Source organism: Marisediminicola antarctica, assembly GCF_009930795.1.
GTDB classification, from domain to species: domain Bacteria; phylum Actinomycetota; class Actinomycetes; order Actinomycetales; family Microbacteriaceae; genus Marisediminicola; species Marisediminicola antarctica.
Genome location: NZ_CP017146.1, coordinates 3,265,747 through 3,281,582, shown reverse-complemented (window position 1 = coordinate 3,281,582; position 15,836 = coordinate 3,265,747). Strand labels below are relative to the sequence as shown.

Annotated in this window: 14 protein-coding genes; 10 read left to right on the top strand and 4 right to left on the bottom strand. The window is 69.1% G+C overall.

Features of this window, described 5'->3' with window-relative positions; translation table 11 throughout:
- The first annotated feature begins 2 nt into the window (after nt 1-2).
- From mtrB to secA, 5 genes are all read left to right on the top strand, one after another.
- Nucleotides 3-1,604 (top strand): MtrAB system histidine kinase MtrB, encoded by a 1,602-nt coding sequence (gene mtrB / locus BHD05_RS15295; protein ID WP_161887192.1) that lies wholly within the window; start codon nt 3-5, stop codon nt 1,602-1,604.
- Complete coding sequence (locus BHD05_RS15290) at nt 1,597-3,273, top strand: LpqB family beta-propeller domain-containing protein (protein WP_161887191.1); 1,677 nt, start codon at nt 1,597-1,599, stop codon at nt 3,271-3,273. Before mtrB ends, BHD05_RS15290 begins: the two co-directional genes overlap by 8 nt.
- An 86-nt stretch (nt 3,274-3,359) precedes the next feature.
- A complete protein-coding gene (locus tag BHD05_RS15285) occupies nt 3,360-4,073 on the top strand; it encodes a ComF family protein (RefSeq protein WP_161887190.1) in 714 nt (237 codons plus the stop codon).
- A 95-nt stretch (nt 4,074-4,168) separates the two neighbouring features.
- Complete coding sequence (gene hpf, locus BHD05_RS15280) at nt 4,169-4,861, top strand: ribosome hibernation-promoting factor, HPF/YfiA family (protein WP_161887189.1); 693 nt, start codon at nt 4,169-4,171, stop codon at nt 4,859-4,861.
- A 137-nt stretch (nt 4,862-4,998) separates the two neighbouring features.
- Entirely contained in the window at nt 4,999-7,812 is a 2,814-nt protein-coding gene (secA, locus tag BHD05_RS15275) for a preprotein translocase subunit SecA (protein ID WP_161887188.1), read from the top strand.
- 23 nt (nt 7,813-7,835) lie between these two features.
- On the opposite strand, the gene BHD05_RS15270 is transcribed toward secA, so the two are convergent.
- Nucleotides 7,836-8,297, bottom strand: a complete 462-nt coding sequence (locus tag BHD05_RS15270; RefSeq protein ID WP_236966576.1) for an Rv3235 family protein — start codon at nt 8,295-8,297, stop codon at nt 7,836-7,838.
- Between the two features lie 164 nt (nt 8,298-8,461).
- Between BHD05_RS15270 and BHD05_RS15265 the strand changes: the two genes are divergently transcribed.
- Entirely contained in the window at nt 8,462-9,064 is a 603-nt protein-coding gene (locus BHD05_RS15265) for a hypothetical protein (RefSeq protein WP_161887187.1), read from the top strand.
- Here BHD05_RS15265 and BHD05_RS15260 read toward each other — a convergent pair.
- On the bottom strand, nt 9,061-9,342 hold the full coding sequence (locus BHD05_RS15260) for a helix-turn-helix domain-containing protein (protein ID WP_161887186.1): 282 nt from the start codon (nt 9,340-9,342) through the stop codon (nt 9,061-9,063). The genes BHD05_RS15265 and BHD05_RS15260 overlap by 4 nt on opposite strands.
- Before the next feature lie 119 nt (nt 9,343-9,461).
- On the opposite strand from BHD05_RS15260, the gene BHD05_RS15255 reads away from it, so the two are divergent.
- Together BHD05_RS15255 and BHD05_RS15250 are read left to right on the top strand one after the other, a co-directional pair.
- Entirely contained in the window at nt 9,462-10,109 is a 648-nt protein-coding gene (locus tag BHD05_RS15255) for a hypothetical protein (protein ID WP_161887185.1), read from the top strand.
- 3 nt (nt 10,110-10,112) lie between these two features.
- Complete coding sequence (locus BHD05_RS15250; RefSeq protein ID WP_161887184.1) at nt 10,113-11,336, top strand: CpaE/TadZ family protein; 1,224 nt, start codon at nt 10,113-10,115, stop codon at nt 11,334-11,336.
- Between the two features lie 50 nt (nt 11,337-11,386).
- Here BHD05_RS15250 and BHD05_RS15245 read toward each other — a convergent pair whose 3' ends face one another.
- Both BHD05_RS15245 and BHD05_RS15240 read right to left on the bottom strand, forming a co-directional pair.
- Nucleotides 11,387-13,051, bottom strand: a complete 1,665-nt coding sequence (locus tag BHD05_RS15245) for a DUF5671 domain-containing protein (protein ID WP_236966575.1) — start codon at nt 13,049-13,051, stop codon at nt 11,387-11,389.
- Nucleotides 13,018-13,512: an LpqB family beta-propeller domain-containing protein gene (locus BHD05_RS15240; RefSeq protein WP_161887183.1), complete on the bottom strand. Its 495-nt coding sequence runs from the start codon at nt 13,510-13,512 to the stop codon at nt 13,018-13,020. The genes BHD05_RS15245 and BHD05_RS15240 overlap by 34 nt, the downstream gene beginning before the upstream one ends.
- A 111-nt stretch (nt 13,513-13,623) precedes the next feature.
- Between BHD05_RS15240 and BHD05_RS15235 the strand changes: the two genes are divergently transcribed.
- Both BHD05_RS15235 and BHD05_RS15230 read left to right on the top strand, forming a co-directional pair.
- Nucleotides 13,624-14,241: an LON peptidase substrate-binding domain-containing protein gene (locus BHD05_RS15235; protein WP_161887182.1), complete on the top strand. Its 618-nt coding sequence runs from the start codon at nt 13,624-13,626 to the stop codon at nt 14,239-14,241.
- Nucleotides 14,242-14,291: 50 nt separating this feature from the next.
- Nucleotides 14,292-15,785 (top strand): sensor histidine kinase, encoded by a 1,494-nt coding sequence (locus BHD05_RS15230; RefSeq protein ID WP_161887181.1) that lies wholly within the window; start codon nt 14,292-14,294, stop codon nt 15,783-15,785.
- The last annotated feature ends 51 nt before the right edge of the window (nt 15,786-15,836 follow it).

Sequence of the window (15,836 nt, the reverse complement as noted above, 5' to 3'; positions counted from 1 at the left end):
CCATGCGGGGACTTGGCTGGCGAACCTACCTGCCGCGGTTGCTGCGATTCTGGCGCAGGTCGCTGCAGTTCCGCACGGTCGCGATCACGGTCATGCTGTCGAGCGTCGCGGTCGGGCTCATCGGCGCGTACATGTCGATCAGCATCGGCGACAACCTCTTGTCGTCGCGCACCGAGCAGATCAACGCCGAGGCGGCGCGGGCGAACCTCATCGCGCAGCAACTGTTCGATGACGCCCCGACGACCGACGAGACCGACCCTGTCGAGCTCGCGACGCTCGGCGTGAGCGTGCAGAACGCCATCGCCAGTTCGACCACGACTCCGGGCGGCACCGGCATCGCGCTCAATCGCACACCGGGCCAGCAGACCCAGCAGGTTCTGCAGCCGACAAGCAGCCGCAACTTTCCCGACGAGGTGGTCACTGTTGAGATGCGCGAGCAGCTCGCGGAGAGCCCGGGCGAGGTGTTGTTGCAGTCGGTGATGCTGCCGGGCGGCGAGCCGGGCCTCGTCGCCGGGTCCCAGCTGTCGGTGCCGAACGCCGGCGTCTACGAGCTGTACCTCGTCTACGACCTCAGCGATGCTCAGCGCACCCTCGGGTTCGTGCAGCAGACTCTCCTGCTCGGCGGGCTCGCGCTTATCGCGCTCATCGGCGCGGTCACCTATGTCGTCGTCCGTCTTGTCGTCGGCCCCGTGCGGCTCGCGGCCGAGACGAGCCAGAAGCTTGCTGCCGGCCAGCTGGAGGTGCGGATTCCGGAGAAGGGGGAGGACGTCATCGCAACCCTCGCCCGATCCTTCAACGGCATGGCGGACAGCCTGCAGCATCAGATCACCCGGCTCGCCGAGCTGTCCCGGGTGCAGCAGCGATTCGTTTCGGATGTCTCGCACGAGCTGCGCACGCCCCTCACGACCATCCGGCTCGCGGGTGACATGCTCTACGACCAGCGGGAGTCGTTCCCGCCGGCCACCGAGCGCACCGCCGAGCTGCTGCACACGCAGGTGCAGCGCTTCGAGGTGCTGCTCGCCGACCTGCTCGAGATCAGCCGGTACGACGCCGGCGCGGTCGACCTCGATCTCGAACCGACCAACCTCGTGCGCCTCGCTGACGATGCCGTGGACTCCATGCGGGCGCTCGCCGACGAGCGAGGCAGCGACCTGCGCGTCGTCGCCCCCGGCGGCTATTTCGAGGCGGAGGTGGAGGCGCGTCGTGTGCGCCGCATCCTCCGCAACCTTCTCGGAAACGCCGTCGAACACGGCGAGGGGCGCCCGATCGTGGTGACGATCGACAGCAACGCCACGGCGATCGGGATCGCGGTGCGCGACTACGGGATCGGGATGGCCGCCTTCGACGTGGAGAAGGTCTTCGACCGGTTCTGGCGTGCCGACCCATCCCGGAAGCGCACGATCGGCGGCACCGGCCTGGGCCTGGCGATCTCACTCGAGGACGCGACCCTGCACGAGGGCTGGCTCGAGGTGTGGTCGGAACCGGGCGAGGGCACCTGCTTCCGGCTCACCCTGCCGCGCGAGCGTGGCGTGCCGATCTCCAGCTCACCGGTCGGCCTGCCGCCGGAGGAGCCGGTCGACACAATCGAGGAAGCTCATGCGTAGGCGCGCGAGCGGGATCGTGGCGCTGCTCCTCGCGGCGCTCGTGCTCACCGGCTGTGTCGGCATCCCGACCTCCGGCGACGTGACGGTCGGGCAGAAACTCGAGGAGCAGGACTCCGGCGACTTCGAATTCTTCCCACTTGAGCCGACGAAGGGAGCTGACCAGGAGGCGATCCTGGCCGGATTCGTCGCGGCGTTCACCGGGGCGGCAGAGGACTTCCGGGTGGCCCGCGAGTTCCTCAGCAAATCTTTCGCCGACGACTGGAACCCGCGCAGCGGGGTGACTGTGCGCACAGCGCTCCAGCGCTTCTCGTCGGTCGACGCTGCAACGATGCAGTACTCGGTGGCCGCGGAGGCGACTGTCGACTCCACTGGCGCGTACCGGCAGAACGGCGAGCCGGTCCCGTTGACCCTGCGGTTCGAATTCGTGCAGGAGGACGGCGAGTGGCGGATCAACTCCGCCCCCGACGGAATCGTGCTCGCGGATGCGACCTTCCGGTCGATCTTCGACACGCACGTGCTCTATTTCCTCGGCCCCACCGACACCGCCCTTGTGCCCGACCTGCGCTGGTTCCCGAGCGGCAGCGCCGCGCTCCGCGTCGTCTCCGCACTGCTCGCCGGGCCGCCGGACTGGCTGAGGGGAGCTGCAAGCACGGCATTCCCGGAGGGGACGAAGCTCGTGGCGCCGAGCGTCGAGGTGCAGTCGGGCGTGGCGATCGTCGACCTCTCCACCTCAGCACTTGAGGCCGACCTCGAGGAGCGGCAGCTCATGCAGCTCCAACTGACGAGGAGCCTCGCCACCGTTTCCAACGTGCGCCGGGTCAGCCTGTCCGTCGGCGGCACCCCTCTGGACATCGCGGAGTTGGGCGCGTCGGCACCGCGCTCCAACCCTCAGGTCGACTCCCGTGCTGTCGGCCTCAGCGACGGCACGTTCGGGTACGTGTCCGGGGACCAGACCGTCCCTATCGAGCCGTTGAGCGAGCGAATCGTCGCGACCGGCCCCCGCGGCGCCACGGTGTCTATCGGATCCTTCACGGCAGCTGTGCTCGGCAGCGCGGGCGTCTCGGTCGTCCGGTCAGGCGACCCCGGCACGACCCTCCTCGACGGGCGCCAGAATCTGACCGTTCCCTCGCTCGACAACGGGCACGTCTGGTCGGCGTCCCGATCGACGCCGGGCAGCATCCGCGTGTTTGACTTCGCCGGCGCCTTCCGCGACCTGCCGACCGGGCTCCCCGCCAACGCAGGAATCGTGTCGATCGACGTATCGCGCGACGGCGCCCGCATCGCCATCTTCGCGTCGACCCCGGCCGGCCCGCGCCTGCAGGTGCGGGCAATCAACCGCGACCCCGATGCGAACGAGTTCCCCGCGAGCCTGAGCGAGCCTGCCCTCGACGTCGTCGCCACGTCCGGTGTCGCCGTCGACGCGACCTGGGTCGACGAGCTCTCCGTCGCGACGCTCGTGCGAGACGAGGCCGAGGACTCCGTCGTGCTCTACCAGGTAGGCGGGGAACGCACGTCGCTGAGCCGTATCCCGCCCGCCACGGCTCTCGTCGGCGGCAACGGGCGTGCAGGCCTGCGTGCGCTCGGCGAAAGCGGCACGATCCTTGAACGCAGCGGCAACTCATGGACCGACACCCGTCGCGCGGTGGAATTCCTCGCAACCCAGCGCTGATCCTCCCCACCCGGCCTCGGCCGGAGAGAGCCCCCCGCCGAGAAGGGGTGGCGGCGCACCGGTGCCGGCGGGCGGATGCTGGGCGGATGCTCACAATCCGCGCGTGGTCTGCCGTACTGCGCTCCAGCCTGCTCGACGCGTGGTCGGTCGTGGCACCCGTGGAGTGCGCCGGGTGCGGCCTGGCAGACCGGGCACTGTGCGAGCAGTGCCGTGCGCAGCTCGAGCCGAGCATCTTCACCACCGAGATCGGCTCTCTCGAGACGACGAGCGCGCTGCGCTACGAGGGCGCCGCGCGCCTCGTGATCGTGGCGATGAAGGAGCAGGGCCGCACCGACGTCGCCGGCCCGCTCGCCGCCGCCCTGTCGGCGGCGCTCACGGCGGCGCTTGGCGGATCGGTCGGCTCGATCGAGCTGGTCACGGTGCCGGGGAGCAGGGCCGCGTACCGCCGCCGCGGCTACGAACCAGTTGCACTGCTGCTGCGCCGCGCGGGGGCGCCGCGGGCCTCCCGGGTGCTCACGAGAGTGCGCGCCACGGAGCACCAGAAGACGCTCGGCAGGGCGGCGCGCGGTGCGAACCTGGCCGGATCGCTCGGCGTGAGCCAGTCGCTCGGCGGCCGTCGATTCCTGCTCGTCGACGACGTCGCCACGACCGGGGCGACTCTGCTCGAAGCGTCCCGCGCGATTCGCGCGGGCGGAGGAATCGTCACTGGTGCGGTGACCCTCGCGGTCACTCCGCTGCGCTTTCCCACCGTTCCTGCGACTTCCCCGGACTCGGGGAACCCGCCGCAACGCCAACAGTGACATCGGGGGGAACGAGGACTAGGTTGGGGGCGAAAGAGGCGCGGATCATCGCCTGGTTCACGGGCAACGCGTTTGACAGGAACGAGGAGGACGCCATGGAAACTTCCATCAACGGACTGGGTCTCGGAATCACTGATCGGTTTCGGGAGTACGCCACCGAAAAGGCCGAAAAGGTTGCCCATCTCGCCGACCGGGCCCTCGCGTTCGAGGTTAAGGTCACTCGTCACAACGAGAAGAACGGCTCCTCGGGAGATGACCGAGTCGAGCTCACCCTCATCGGACCTGGCCCCCTCGTTCGCGCCGAGTCGAACGGCTCGGACAAGTACGTCGCCTTCGATCTCGCCCTCGACAAGCTCGTCGAGAGGCTCCGCCGGGCGAAGGACCGGCACAAGGTGCACAGGGGCAAGCGCCGGCCGACGTCGCTGCGGGAGGCGACCGCCAGCGGCTTCAGCGTCGTCGACATCACACCCGCCGCCCCCGAGGTGCTGGAGAAGGTCCGCACCGGCTCGGTGGACATCGTGACGCCCGAGCAGCAGGAGGAGGCGGAGCCGGACTGGAGCCCCGTTGTCATCCGCAAGAAGGTGTTCGCGGCGCTGCCCATGACTGTCGACGATGCGCTCTACCACATGGAGCTCGTCGGCCACGATTTCTACCTCTTCATCGACTCCGAGACCCACCGGCCGAGCGTCGTCTACCGGCGCAAGGGCTGGGACTACGGCGTAATCGGTCTCGATGACGCGTCGGCTGAACTGACAGGGGCGAGCGCCTCGGCCAATTCGAGCCGCTGACACCTAGCATGTGAAGGGCGCCGTCCGGCATCGGGCGGCGCCCTTCAGACATCCAGAGGGGGACCTCGCTAGGATTGGCTGGCATCACGGAAAGGTCACGTCCCTTTCCTCCACGTGACAGCAATGGGAGTTTTTCGGTGGCTAATGTTCTAGAGCGCGTTCTACGTGTCGGCGAAGGGCGCACCCTGCGTCGGCTTCAGCGCTATGCGGAGGCGATCAATCACCTCGAAGACGACTTCACCGGCCTCACCGACGACGAGCTGAAGAACGAGACGGTCGAGCTGCGCGAGCGCTACTCGAGCGGCGAATCACTCGACGACCTGCTGCCCGAGGCGTTCGCCGCAGTGAGGGAGGCCGCGAAGCGCACCCTGGGCCTGCGCCACTTCGATGTGCAGCTCATGGGAGGGGCAGCCCTTCACCTCGGCAACATCGCCGAGATGAAGACCGGAGAGGGTAAGACCCTCGTCGCGACGACGGCGGCCTACCTCAACGCGATCGCCTCACGCGGCGTGCACATCATCACGGTCAACGACTACCTCGCCAGCTACCAGTCCGAGCTCATGGGCCGAGTGTTCCGCGCCCTCGGCATGACGACCGGCTGCATCGTCAGCGGCCAGACGCCGCCCCAGCGCCGCGATCAGTATGCGGCCGACATCACGTACGGCACCAATAACGAGTTCGGCTTCGACTACCTGCGCGACAACATGGCCTGGCAGTCCCAGGACATGGTGCAGCGTGGCCACTTCTTCGCGGTCGTCGACGAGGTCGACTCGATCCTCATCGATGAGGCCCGCACTCCCCTGATCATCTCCGGCCCGGCATCCGGCGAGGCCAACCGCTGGTTCACCGAGTTCGCGAGCCTCGCAAAAAAGCTCGTGCCCGATGTGGACTACGAGGTCGACGAGAAGAAGCGCACCGTCGGCGTGCTCGAACCCGGCATCGAGAAGGTCGAGGACTACCTCGGCATCGACAACCTCTACGAGTCGGCGAACACGCCGCTGATCTCGTTCCTGAACAACTCGATCAAGGCCAGCGCGCTGTTCAAGAAGGACAAGGACTACGTCGTCATGAACGGCGAGGTGCTCATCGTCGACGAGCACACCGGGCGAATCCTGATGGGGCGCCGCTACAACGAGGGCATCCACCAGGCGATCGAGGCCAAGGAGGGCGTCGCCGTCAAGGCGGAGAACCAGACCCTCGCGACCGTGACCCTGCAGAACTACTTCCGGCTCTACAAGAAGCTCTCGGGCATGACGGGAACGGCCGAGACCGAGGCCGCCGAGTTCATGAGCACCTACAAGCTCGGGGTCGTCGCGATCCCGACGAACCGCTCGATGATCCGGATCGACCAGCCCGACCTCGTCTACAAGAACGAGGAGGCGAAGTTCGCGCAGGTTGTCGAGGACATCGATGTCCGGCACAAGCTGGGCCAGCCGGTTCTCGTCGGAACGACGAGCGTCGAGAAGAGTGAGTACCTGTCGAAGCTTCTCGCGAAGCGCGGCATCCGACACGAGGTCCTCAACGCCAAGAACCACGCGCGCGAGGCCGCGATCGTCGCTCAGGCCGGCCGGCTTGGATCCGTCACGGTCGCGACCAACATGGCTGGGCGAGGTACCGATGTGATGCTCGGCGGCAACGCCGAGTTCCTCGCCGTCGCCGAGATGCACAGCAAGGGCCTCAGCCCCAACGACACCCCCGACGAATACGAGGCCGCCTGGGACGACGTGTTCGACAGGGTCAAGGCCGAGGTCGGCACCGAGGCCGAGAAGGTCGTCGAGGCAGGCGGTCTCTACGTGCTCGGCACCGAGCGCCACGAGTCCAGGCGCATCGACAACCAGCTGCGCGGACGCTCCGGACGCCAGGGCGACCCGGGCGAGAGCCGCTTCTACCTCTCGCTCACCGACGACCTGATGCGACTGTTCAACTCGGCCGCGGCCGAGTCGCTGATGGGACGCGGCAGCGTTCCCGACGACCTCGCGATCGAGTCGAAGGTCGTCAGTCGCGCCATCCGCAGCGCCCAGAGCCAGGTCGAGTCGCGCAACGCGGAGATCCGCAAGAACGTGCTCAAGTACGACGACGTGCTCAACCGCCAACGCGAGGCCATCTACGGCGACCGCCGGCACATCCTCGAGGGGGACAACCTCCAGGACCGCACCCGGCAGTTCCTCGAAGACGTCGTCAACGAGGTCATCGACGAGCACACAGCCGAGGGCCACGCCGACGACTGGGATCTCGAGGCGCTGTGGACCGAGCTCAAGACGCTCTATCCGATCTCGATCACGGTCGATGAGGTGCTCAACGAGGCGGGATCGCGTGGCAAGCTCTCGCGCGGCGACCTCGGCGAAGAGATCATGTCCGACGCCAAGCTCGCCTACGAGAACCGCACCGAGTCTCTCGGGGAGCCGGCGATGCGCGAACTCGAACGCCGCGTCGTGCTCTCGGTCATCGACCGTCGCTGGCGCGACCACCTCTACGAGATGGACTACCTCAAGGACGGCATCGGCCTGCGCGCGATGGCGCAGCGCGACCCGCTCGTCGAGTACCAGCGGGAGGGCTTCGCCCTGTACCAGTCGATGATGGGACAGATCCGCGAGGAAACGGTCGGCTTCCTATTCAATCTCGAGGTCGAGGTCTCCCCGGCCGGCGCGACCGCCGCGGTGCCGACCGTGGCGGCGAAGGGGCTCGGGGCCCCCGCGGCCCCCGTCGACAAGCTCAGCTACTCGGCACCGAATGTGGAGGGCGAGGTCGAGGTGCGTAACCAGCGCGGCCAGATCGAGCGCACCGCGCCGGCGACGGCGGCACGCGGCACCGACGAGGCGGACGCGGCACCGGCCACCCCCGCCAGCCCACAGCGGCCGGCGGCACGAGGCGCATTCGGCGAGAAGCCCGGCGGCGCGAGCACCCCGCCGGTCAACCGCGCTGAGCGTCGGGCCCAGCCCAAGCGCAAGTAGCACCACCGGCACCTCTCGGTGGCCTAGAGCACGTTGATGGCCGTCGCCCTCCAGCGGGAATCCATTCCCTCGAGGCGGATGGCGACCGCGCGGGTCCGTGCGCGCCCGCGCACGATAGTGACCGCCTCGACGACGCCGTCGCGCGGCTCGGAGATCGAGGTCGAGCCGATCGAGAAGTTGGGTCTCGCGGGCGTCTGGCCCTTGGCCTGTCGGGCCCTGGCCGACAGCACGACACGTTTGAGCAGGTGTCGATACACGTCATCCGTGACCCACCGCGAGATCTGCTCGAGATCCCGTGCCCCCGCGAGAATCTCGATGACGCAGCGCGTGAGGTTCTCCAGGAGTGGCGTCGGTGCCGGAAGCGCGGAGCTGGATGCCGGTTGGTGGCCGAAGAACTCCTCGGAATCGAAGCGGGTCTTCGGCGCCCCCTGGGCGCCGGGCGTCTCGACTGGCGACGGGCGCCCCTCAGGCAACGCAGTGCTCATAGCTGGCTCCGAACGCTCGGGTAGCGGCGTGAACCCGCCCCCGTGAGGAGGGCGAGTGACATGAGAGTGTCACTGTCTCATCGGCTGCGCCCCCTGTCCACGCCCCACTAATGGGCTGTGGATAACCTCCGGCGGCTGGGTCTGGGTGTGGTTAGCGTCGCAGGATGCGCTGGGATGACCTGTTCGACGACCTCGAGGGACAGCTCGAGCACGAGATCAGCGCCGAAGAGGTCGACCTGCGCGCGGAGGAGGAGAGGCTGCGGCTCGGGCGTCTCTCCCTGCGCGATCGAATCATCGCGATCCGCGGCTCCGAGCCGAAGCACTCGCCATGGTCGATTCGCCTGCGGCTCTCGAGCGGCAGGTATATCGACGTGCGGCCCGACACGGTAGGCAGGGACTGGTTCTCCGCCGACCTGCTCGGCGATGGCATCAGGGGCGCCCAGTGCATCGTTCCGCTCGGCGCGATTTCCGGCATCCTTCTCACCCACTCGCAGGTCGCGCAGTCCCTCGCCGGCCCCGACCGGGAGCAGCCGGAGCGCGGGCTGTCGGGGCGCCTCACCCTCGGATTCGTGCTTCGCGATCTCTGCCGGCGCCGGGCTTCGGTCGAGCTCGACCTGCTCGACGAGACCGTCGCGGGCACGATCGACAGGGTCGGCCGGGACCACCTCGACCTCGCCGTGCACGAGCCGGGATCGGCCCGGCGCGAGTCTGCCGTGAGCCAGTATCGCCTGATCCCGTTCGTTCAGCTGTCGCTGGTGCGGGTCTAAGTCCTGTCTCTCGGGTCGAACGAGTACTCGGGGAGGTCGGCATATTCGGCCTGGTTCCAGAGCCCGATCCGGCGGGACTCCTCGTACTTCGCGTCGATGTAGGACTCCAGCACGCTTCGCTCGATGCGCCAGTGGCCGCTCGCGCCGATCTTGATGGCAGGCAGCTCTCCCGAGCGGACGAGCGAGTAGGCCTGGCGTGCAGAGATGTTCAGCAGTTCGGCCGTGTCGGCCAGAGTCAGGAACCGGCCCAGCGCGCCGGCGTTCTCGATCCCGTTCATTCGACGATTATGAGGGCCGCGCCCCCCGACGAACCAGGCTGTGGATAACTTTCCCCGCCGGTGGCTGGGAGCGCTGAGATGAACACCTGACTGATCGGCATCCGAGGGAGCAGGTGGGAATGAAGCGCAGCAGCCCGGCGGCACCCCCGGAACGGGCGCCGCGATCGTTCTGGTTCGATCCGCGGTTCGGCATCGGCCTCGTACTCGTCGTCGCGTCTGTCGCTGGCGTCGTCTGGCTCGTCTCCGCCGCCGACCGCACCGTCGATGTGTGGGCGGCCCGCTCGGCGCTCAGCCCGGGAGACTCGGTGACCGGCGACGACCTGGTGCTGCGCAGTGTGCGTCTCGGCGACGCCGCCGACCTTTATCTCGGTACCGGGCTGCTCGGCGACAGCGGACTCGTCGTGACGCGTGCTGTGGCGGCCGGCGAGCTCGTCCCCGCCTCGGCGGTCGGGGCGCCGGAGGGGGTGCAGCTCGCCTCCGTCGTCGTGACCGTGCGCGGCGAGCTGCCCCGGTCGGTCGAGTCCGGCTCTGTCGTCGACCTGTGGTCGGCTCAGCAGACCGACGACCGCGGCTTTGGTCCGCCGGCCGTGCTCGTCGGCTCCGCGACGGTCGTCCGGGTACTGGAGGCCGACGGGCTCATCGTGGGCAGTGCGGCGGTCGCGGTGGAGATGCTCGTGCCGCGGTCGAAGATCGCCGCGGTGCTCGAGGCGATTGCGAACTCCGACGCGATGTCGCTGGTTCCCGTGAGCCTCCCGGTCGGGGGCTGAGCCATGGCGAGAATCGCGATCGCCGCGCCGCTTGCGCTCGAGGACCGACTCCTCGACGAGCTGCGCCGCCATGGCCACAGCGCCGTCGCCCGGTGCGACAGCGCCGACGAACTCGCCAGCATCCTCGCCGACTGCGGCGCCGATATTGCGATCGTCGCGGCCGGCCGCCGGTACCTCACCGGGCGGCTGCTGGAAGAGAGCGACGCGGCCGGGGTGCGGGTCATCGCGCTGGTCGCCTCGGATGCCGAGCGTCGCCATGCGGCTACCCTCGGCCTGCACGAACGCGCCGATGCCGACAGCCCGTGGTCGCAGATCGAGAGCCTCATCGCCGGTACCGTGCCCGCGCCGACGCCGCGCGCCGGACGGGGCAGGGTCATCGCCGTGTGGGGGCCGGCGGGCTCGCCGGGGCGCACGACCATCGCGATCGCCGTCGCCGCCGAACTCGCGGCTGCGGGGGCGAGCGTCGCGCTCGCCGACGTCGACACCCACAGCGGTTCGATCGCGCCGGCGCTCGGGCTGCTCGACGAGGCGCCCGGATTCGCGGCCGCCTGCCGTCTCGCGGGGGCGAACAGCCTCAGCCGCAGCGAGCTCGAGCGCATCGGGGAACGCTACCTCTCGGGCCACGGGAGCTTCTGGGTGCTGACCGGAATCGGCCGGCCCAATCGGTGGCCGGAGCTGTCGGGCGATCGTGTCGCAGCCACCCTGCGCGAGTGTCGAGACTGGGTCGACTACACCGTCGTTGACACGGGGGCGAGCCTCGAGAACGACGAGGAGATCTCGAGCGACCTGTTCGCTCCCCGGCGCAACGCCGCCACTATCGCCGCACTGCGGGAGGCCGACGATGTCATCGCCGTGGGCTCCGCCGACCCGGTCGGCCTCTCCCGGTTCCTCCGCGCACACGTCGACCTCGTCGAGACTCTGCTCACCGACCGCGTCACGGTCGTGATGAACCGGGTGCGACCGGGCGCGATCGGCCCGAACCCTGCGGCGCAGATCGCGCAGGCGCTGCTGCGATTCGGCGGGATCTCGTCGCCCGTGATCGTGCCGAACGACCAGCCTGCGCTCGACGCCGCGGTGCTCACCGGCCGTTCGCTCAGGGATGTCTCAATGCGGTCGCCGGCCCGCGTGGCGATAGGCCGGTTCGTCGCTGCGCGCCTGCTGCCCGAGCCGCCGGTGCCGGTGCCGACACGGCGAACACTGCGCCGCCGTTCGGAAGCGGCGACCTGACCGATACGGTGGCGGGCGCTGCAGCCTGCTCGCTCAGCGGGTGATGCTGCTCAGTCGGCGAGCGGGATCACCTCGATCAGGTCGCCGGGGCCGGTGACGATGAGCACCCGAGCTCCGGAGACACCATCGAGGGCGGTAGCAACCTGATCCGCCGATGGGGCAATCGTCGCCGCCCCAGCGCGCCTCCAGACGCTCACCGCGGCTCCGCTCGCCTCCTGCACCGCACGCACGAGCGGGTCCGGATCGGCGCCGGTGACGAGCACCACGCGCCCGATCGTCGGCCGGCGCCCCGGAGTCGCGGCGATCCGCGCGGCATCCCGGCGCCACACCGCGAAATGGTAAGCCGCGACGAGCGCGGTCGCGCTGAGCAGCCCGAGCGGGGCCCGGACGCGCTCGAGCAGGCTCCCGCCGCTCGCCCCGTCGAGCGTGAACTCGAAGATCCGGTAGCCGATGACGAGGAGGGTGATGAGCGCGACGACGGCGCTCAGGCCAAAGACGGCGATCAGGTACACGCGCCGGCCGGTAGAGCCGATCGTGTCGGCCGGCACGGGAGCGGTGGGTCGCCACGCTACCCACCACAGCGGGGCGCCGACGGCGAGCGAGCTGATGCCGGCCAGGAGGAGTGTGCGGGCGCTGGACTCGGCGAGGGGGCTGCCGATCGCGGCGAGCAGCGAGTTGACGATGATCCCGATCCCGGATGCCGCAGCGGCCAGGCCCACGCCCGACGTCACGAGGCGCGTTGCCAGGCCGATCTGGCCCGCGTCGCGTGTCGCGATCCCCCGGTAGTAGACCCAGAGGAGCGAGCCGACGGCCGCCGACGCGATCGCGGGCGCGAGCGGCGCGACGATCGACAAAACGGGGTCGCGGCGATCGACCGCGAGTTCAAGCAGCACGAAGATCGTCGTTCCGAGACCCCCCAGAGTCAGGATAACGGCGCCGAGCGCGGCGACGATGACGAGCGCGACCGCGGCGAATCCGGAGCGGCGCAGCCGGGTGCGCTCACGGAACCAATGCCACCACCAGATCGCGCCGCCACCGGCCATCCACACCACCCCCTGCAGCGTCGTCTGCCACCAGGGCGAGCCCGCGATCGCCGAACCGGTGCCCGTGATGGCGGCATCGAGCACGCTCCCGATCGCGGTCACGGCCCCGCCCACTCCGAGGATGAGTCCGAACAGGTAGCCGATGACGGGGGCGAGGTCCACCAGCTGGGTCGGACCCTTCGTCGGGTGGTGGCGCATCCACTGGTGCCACAGCCAGACGAGCGCCCAGACGAGCCCAGAGGCGAAGGCCCGTGGCTCCCACCGCCCGTCGACACCGGCGGAGGCGGTGGACAGCAGTGACGTCGAGAACGTGATGAGCGACACCGTCGACATCGCGGCGAGGTAGAGGCCCCACGCGACGGATGAACGCTCGGTGGGGTCGGTGAATCCGCGCCAGAGGAACCACCAGAGCACCAGGGCGAGCGGGCCGCCGATCAGGGTGAACGCGAGCGCCTGGGCGAGGCCGGCGGTGTCCCCGACCGCGAGTTCCCCTCCGGCATCCAGCACCCGCCCGACCAGCCCGCCGAGTCCAATTGCGGCGATTGTGACGGTGGCGAAGAGGAGCACGAAGACAATCAGCCGCCGCACGCTCCTGCCAGCCCCGCCGGCGATGCCGGGAGTACCCTGCACAGCGGCGGTCACGGGAGCATCCGGCAGATGGTGAGCGGCCACGGCGCGCCTTCGATGAGCCACGTGCCGTCGATGCTCACGAGGTCGAAGTCGTCCTGGAACTCCTGCTCGTCGATGCCGAAGGGGCCGTTCTCGTAGATTGTCGTGATCGAGACGCGCACGTCCGCGGTGTCGTCGCGCTGGGTGGTCGACACGAGAGCGACCCTGAGGTTCTCGGTGGTCGCCGAGCCGAACGGGTCGCAGTCGTCGGCGACGTCAGGTGAGAGGTACTCCGTGGCGCCGCGCTCATCGCCCGCGATCACGGCGGCTGAGTAGCGCTGCACGACTCCCTCCGGGGTATCCGCGTCGAGCAGTTCCGGCGCGCCTCGGGTCAGTACGACGACGAGCGCGACGATCACGAGCGCGGCGATGACCGAAACAATTGCCCAGAGGGCGCGGTCCCGTCTTGGGCCTGCCGGGTCATCGGCGTGGGGTGCGGCACCTGAGCCGGATTCGTTGTCCATTCGCTCAGCTTGGCCCTGTGGCGTGCTGCGCGACAAGGACCAAAGTCACGCCTGTGCGCGGTGCCGCCTCAGTGGCTTTCGCCGGGGCGTAGAACGTGGTTCGCTTGGGGGATGACCCAGGTTTCGATGTTCCCTCTCGGCTCAGTGCTCTTCCCGCACATGCCGCTGCTGCTGCGGGTGTTCGAGGAGCGGTACCTCGTGATGCTCGCGCGGATGCTCGAGGAGGAGTCGACACAGTTCGGAGTCGTGCTAATCGAGCGTGGGCAGGAGGTCGGCGGGGGAGAGCAGCGATTCGCGTTCGGCACCCTCGCCCGGATCGCGCAGTTGGGAGAGCAGGAGGGTGTCGTCGCGCTCGTGGCGCAGGGGGAGCGCCGATTCGAGGTCGTCGAGTGGCTCGATGAGGCTCCTTACCCGACGGCTGTGATTCGGGATCTCCCCGACCTGACCTGGGATGAGTCACTCCGGCCGCTGCGCGCTCAGGCGGAGTCCGCCGTGCGCCGCACTCTCGCCCTCGCGAGCGAGTTCTCGGACATGCCGTGGGCTTCGGATGTGGAGCTGGCGGAGGAGCCGGTGGCCGCGGCGTGGCAGCTCGCCGCGATCTCTCCGATCGGGCCGCTCGACCAGGTGCGGCTGCTGCGCGCCGCGTCGATGAAGGAGCTCCTCGGCGACCTGCTCGAGTTGACGACCGCGGCGGCGGAGGCCTACAGCGCTCCCTGGCCCGACGCGTGATGCCGACGACGCGCACGGGTGGGCCGGTGGTGCCGGTTACGCTGTAGTGCGTGTCGACCCTCAGTGATCTCGTGCTCGCGCAAGGCCGGTCCAGCGAGGCCGACGTCGAATGGCTGCACCTCCTCGTCGGGGACTGGCAGCTCCTCGCCGACCTCGCCTTTGCGGACATCGTGCTGTGGGTGCCGACCACCGGCGACTCCTTCGTCGCGGTCGCCCACGCCCGGCCGTCGAGTTCGGCGACGCTTTTCTATCGCGACTTCGTCGGGCAGAACATCAAGCCCGAGTGGCGCAAACAGGTCACCGACGCCTTCAAGTCGAGCCAGATCATCGACTCCGCCGCTCCGGACTGGTACGAGGAAACCCCGACCAGGGTGCGCGCGGTGCCCGTGTTGAGGCGCCTCGCCGTCAACGGGCCCGAGACGACGACGCATCCGATCGCCATCATCACCCGGCACACAAATCTCAGCGAGGCGCGGACGCCAAGCAGGCAGGAACTGACCTTCAACGAGTGCGCCAACGACCTGTTCGCGATGATCGCCGCCGGGGACTTCCCCGACCTCGGGGCGCCGACGGGACCGCGCCGGGGTGCCCCCCGCGCATCCGACGGGCTCATCCGGCTCAACGTCGACGGCTCGGTGACCTTCGCGAGCCCCAACGGGCTCTCGGCCTTCAACCGCATGGGCTTCGCTGGCGAACTCGAGGGGGAGTCCCTCGCCGAGGTCACGACCGGACTACTCAAGGGCCAGGTCATCATCGACGAGTCGCTGCCGCTCGTCGTGACGGGCCGTGCCCCATGGCGCACCGACATCGAGGCGCGCGGTGTGACGGTCTCGTTGCGCGCGATCCCCATCCGCGACCGCGGTGAGCGGGTCGGGGCGATCGTGCTGTGCCGGGATGTCAGCGAACTGCGGCACCAGGAACGCGAGCTCATCACGAAGGACGCGACGATCAGGGAGATCCACCACCGGGTCAAGAACAACCTGCAGACGGTGGCATCGCTGCTGCGCATCCAGGCCCGCCGCACGAGGTCGGAAGAGGCGCGGGAGTCGCTCAACCAGGCGATGCGTCGGGTCGCGGCGATCGCCGTTGTGCACGACACCCTCAGCGAGGGGCTGAACCAGAACGTCGATTTCGACGCCGTGTTCGACCGCGTGCTTCTGCTCATCGCCGAGGTCGCTTCGACCCACAACACGAAGGTGCACCCGAAGTCGACGGGCAGCTTCGGCAACCTGCCGAGCGAGTACGCCACCCCGCTCGCGCTGGCGCTGACGGAGCTGGTCACCAATGCCGTCGAGCACGGACTCGCCGGGCGAGAGGGCGAGGTCGAGATCATCGCCGAGCGGGATGACGAGCGGCTCTGCGTGAAGGTGCGCGATACGGGCAGTGGCCTTCCCGAGGGCAAGGTCGGCTCGGGGCTCGGCACCCAGATCGTACGTACGCTCATCCAGGGCGAACTGGGCGGCACAATCGACTGGCACACGATGGTGGGCAGCGGCACCGAAGTGACAATCGATATCCCGCTCGCCTGGATCAACGTTCGCTAGGTAGGCCTGAACGCAGAAACGGCACCTGATTCCCGCAGAGCGGGGTCAGAT

What these genes read in the sequence shown, in the direction of transcription:
- BHD05_RS15255 (WP_161887185.1), top strand. Translation starts at nt 9,462, where the DNA reads ATGAAGCGCAGCAGCCCGGCGGCACCCCCGGAACGGGCGCCGCGATCG.
- BHD05_RS15265 (WP_161887187.1), top strand. Translation starts at nt 8,462, where the DNA reads ATGCGCTGGGATGACCTGTTCGACGACCTCGAGGGACAGCTCGAGCAC.
- BHD05_RS15260 (WP_161887186.1), bottom strand. Translation starts at nt 9,342, where the DNA reads ATGAACGGGATCGAGAACGCCGGCGCGCTGGGCCGGTTCCTGACTCTG.
- BHD05_RS15250 (WP_161887184.1), top strand. Translation starts at nt 10,113, where the DNA reads ATGGCGAGAATCGCGATCGCCGCGCCGCTTGCGCTCGAGGACCGACTC.
- BHD05_RS15240 (WP_161887183.1), bottom strand. Translation starts at nt 13,512, where the DNA reads ATGGACAACGAATCCGGCTCAGGTGCCGCACCCCACGCCGATGACCCG.
- BHD05_RS15290 (WP_161887191.1), top strand. Translation starts at nt 1,597, where the DNA reads ATGCGTAGGCGCGCGAGCGGGATCGTGGCGCTGCTCCTCGCGGCGCTC.
- mtrB (WP_161887192.1), top strand. Translation starts at nt 3, where the DNA reads ATGCGGGGACTTGGCTGGCGAACCTACCTGCCGCGGTTGCTGCGATTC.
- BHD05_RS15235 (WP_161887182.1), top strand. Translation starts at nt 13,624, where the DNA reads ATGACCCAGGTTTCGATGTTCCCTCTCGGCTCAGTGCTCTTCCCGCAC.
- BHD05_RS15285 (WP_161887190.1), top strand. Translation starts at nt 3,360, where the DNA reads ATGCTCACAATCCGCGCGTGGTCTGCCGTACTGCGCTCCAGCCTGCTC.
- hpf (WP_161887189.1), top strand. Translation starts at nt 4,169, where the DNA reads ATGGAAACTTCCATCAACGGACTGGGTCTCGGAATCACTGATCGGTTT.
- BHD05_RS15270 (WP_236966576.1), bottom strand. Translation starts at nt 8,297, where the DNA reads ATGAGCACTGCGTTGCCTGAGGGGCGCCCGTCGCCAGTCGAGACGCCC.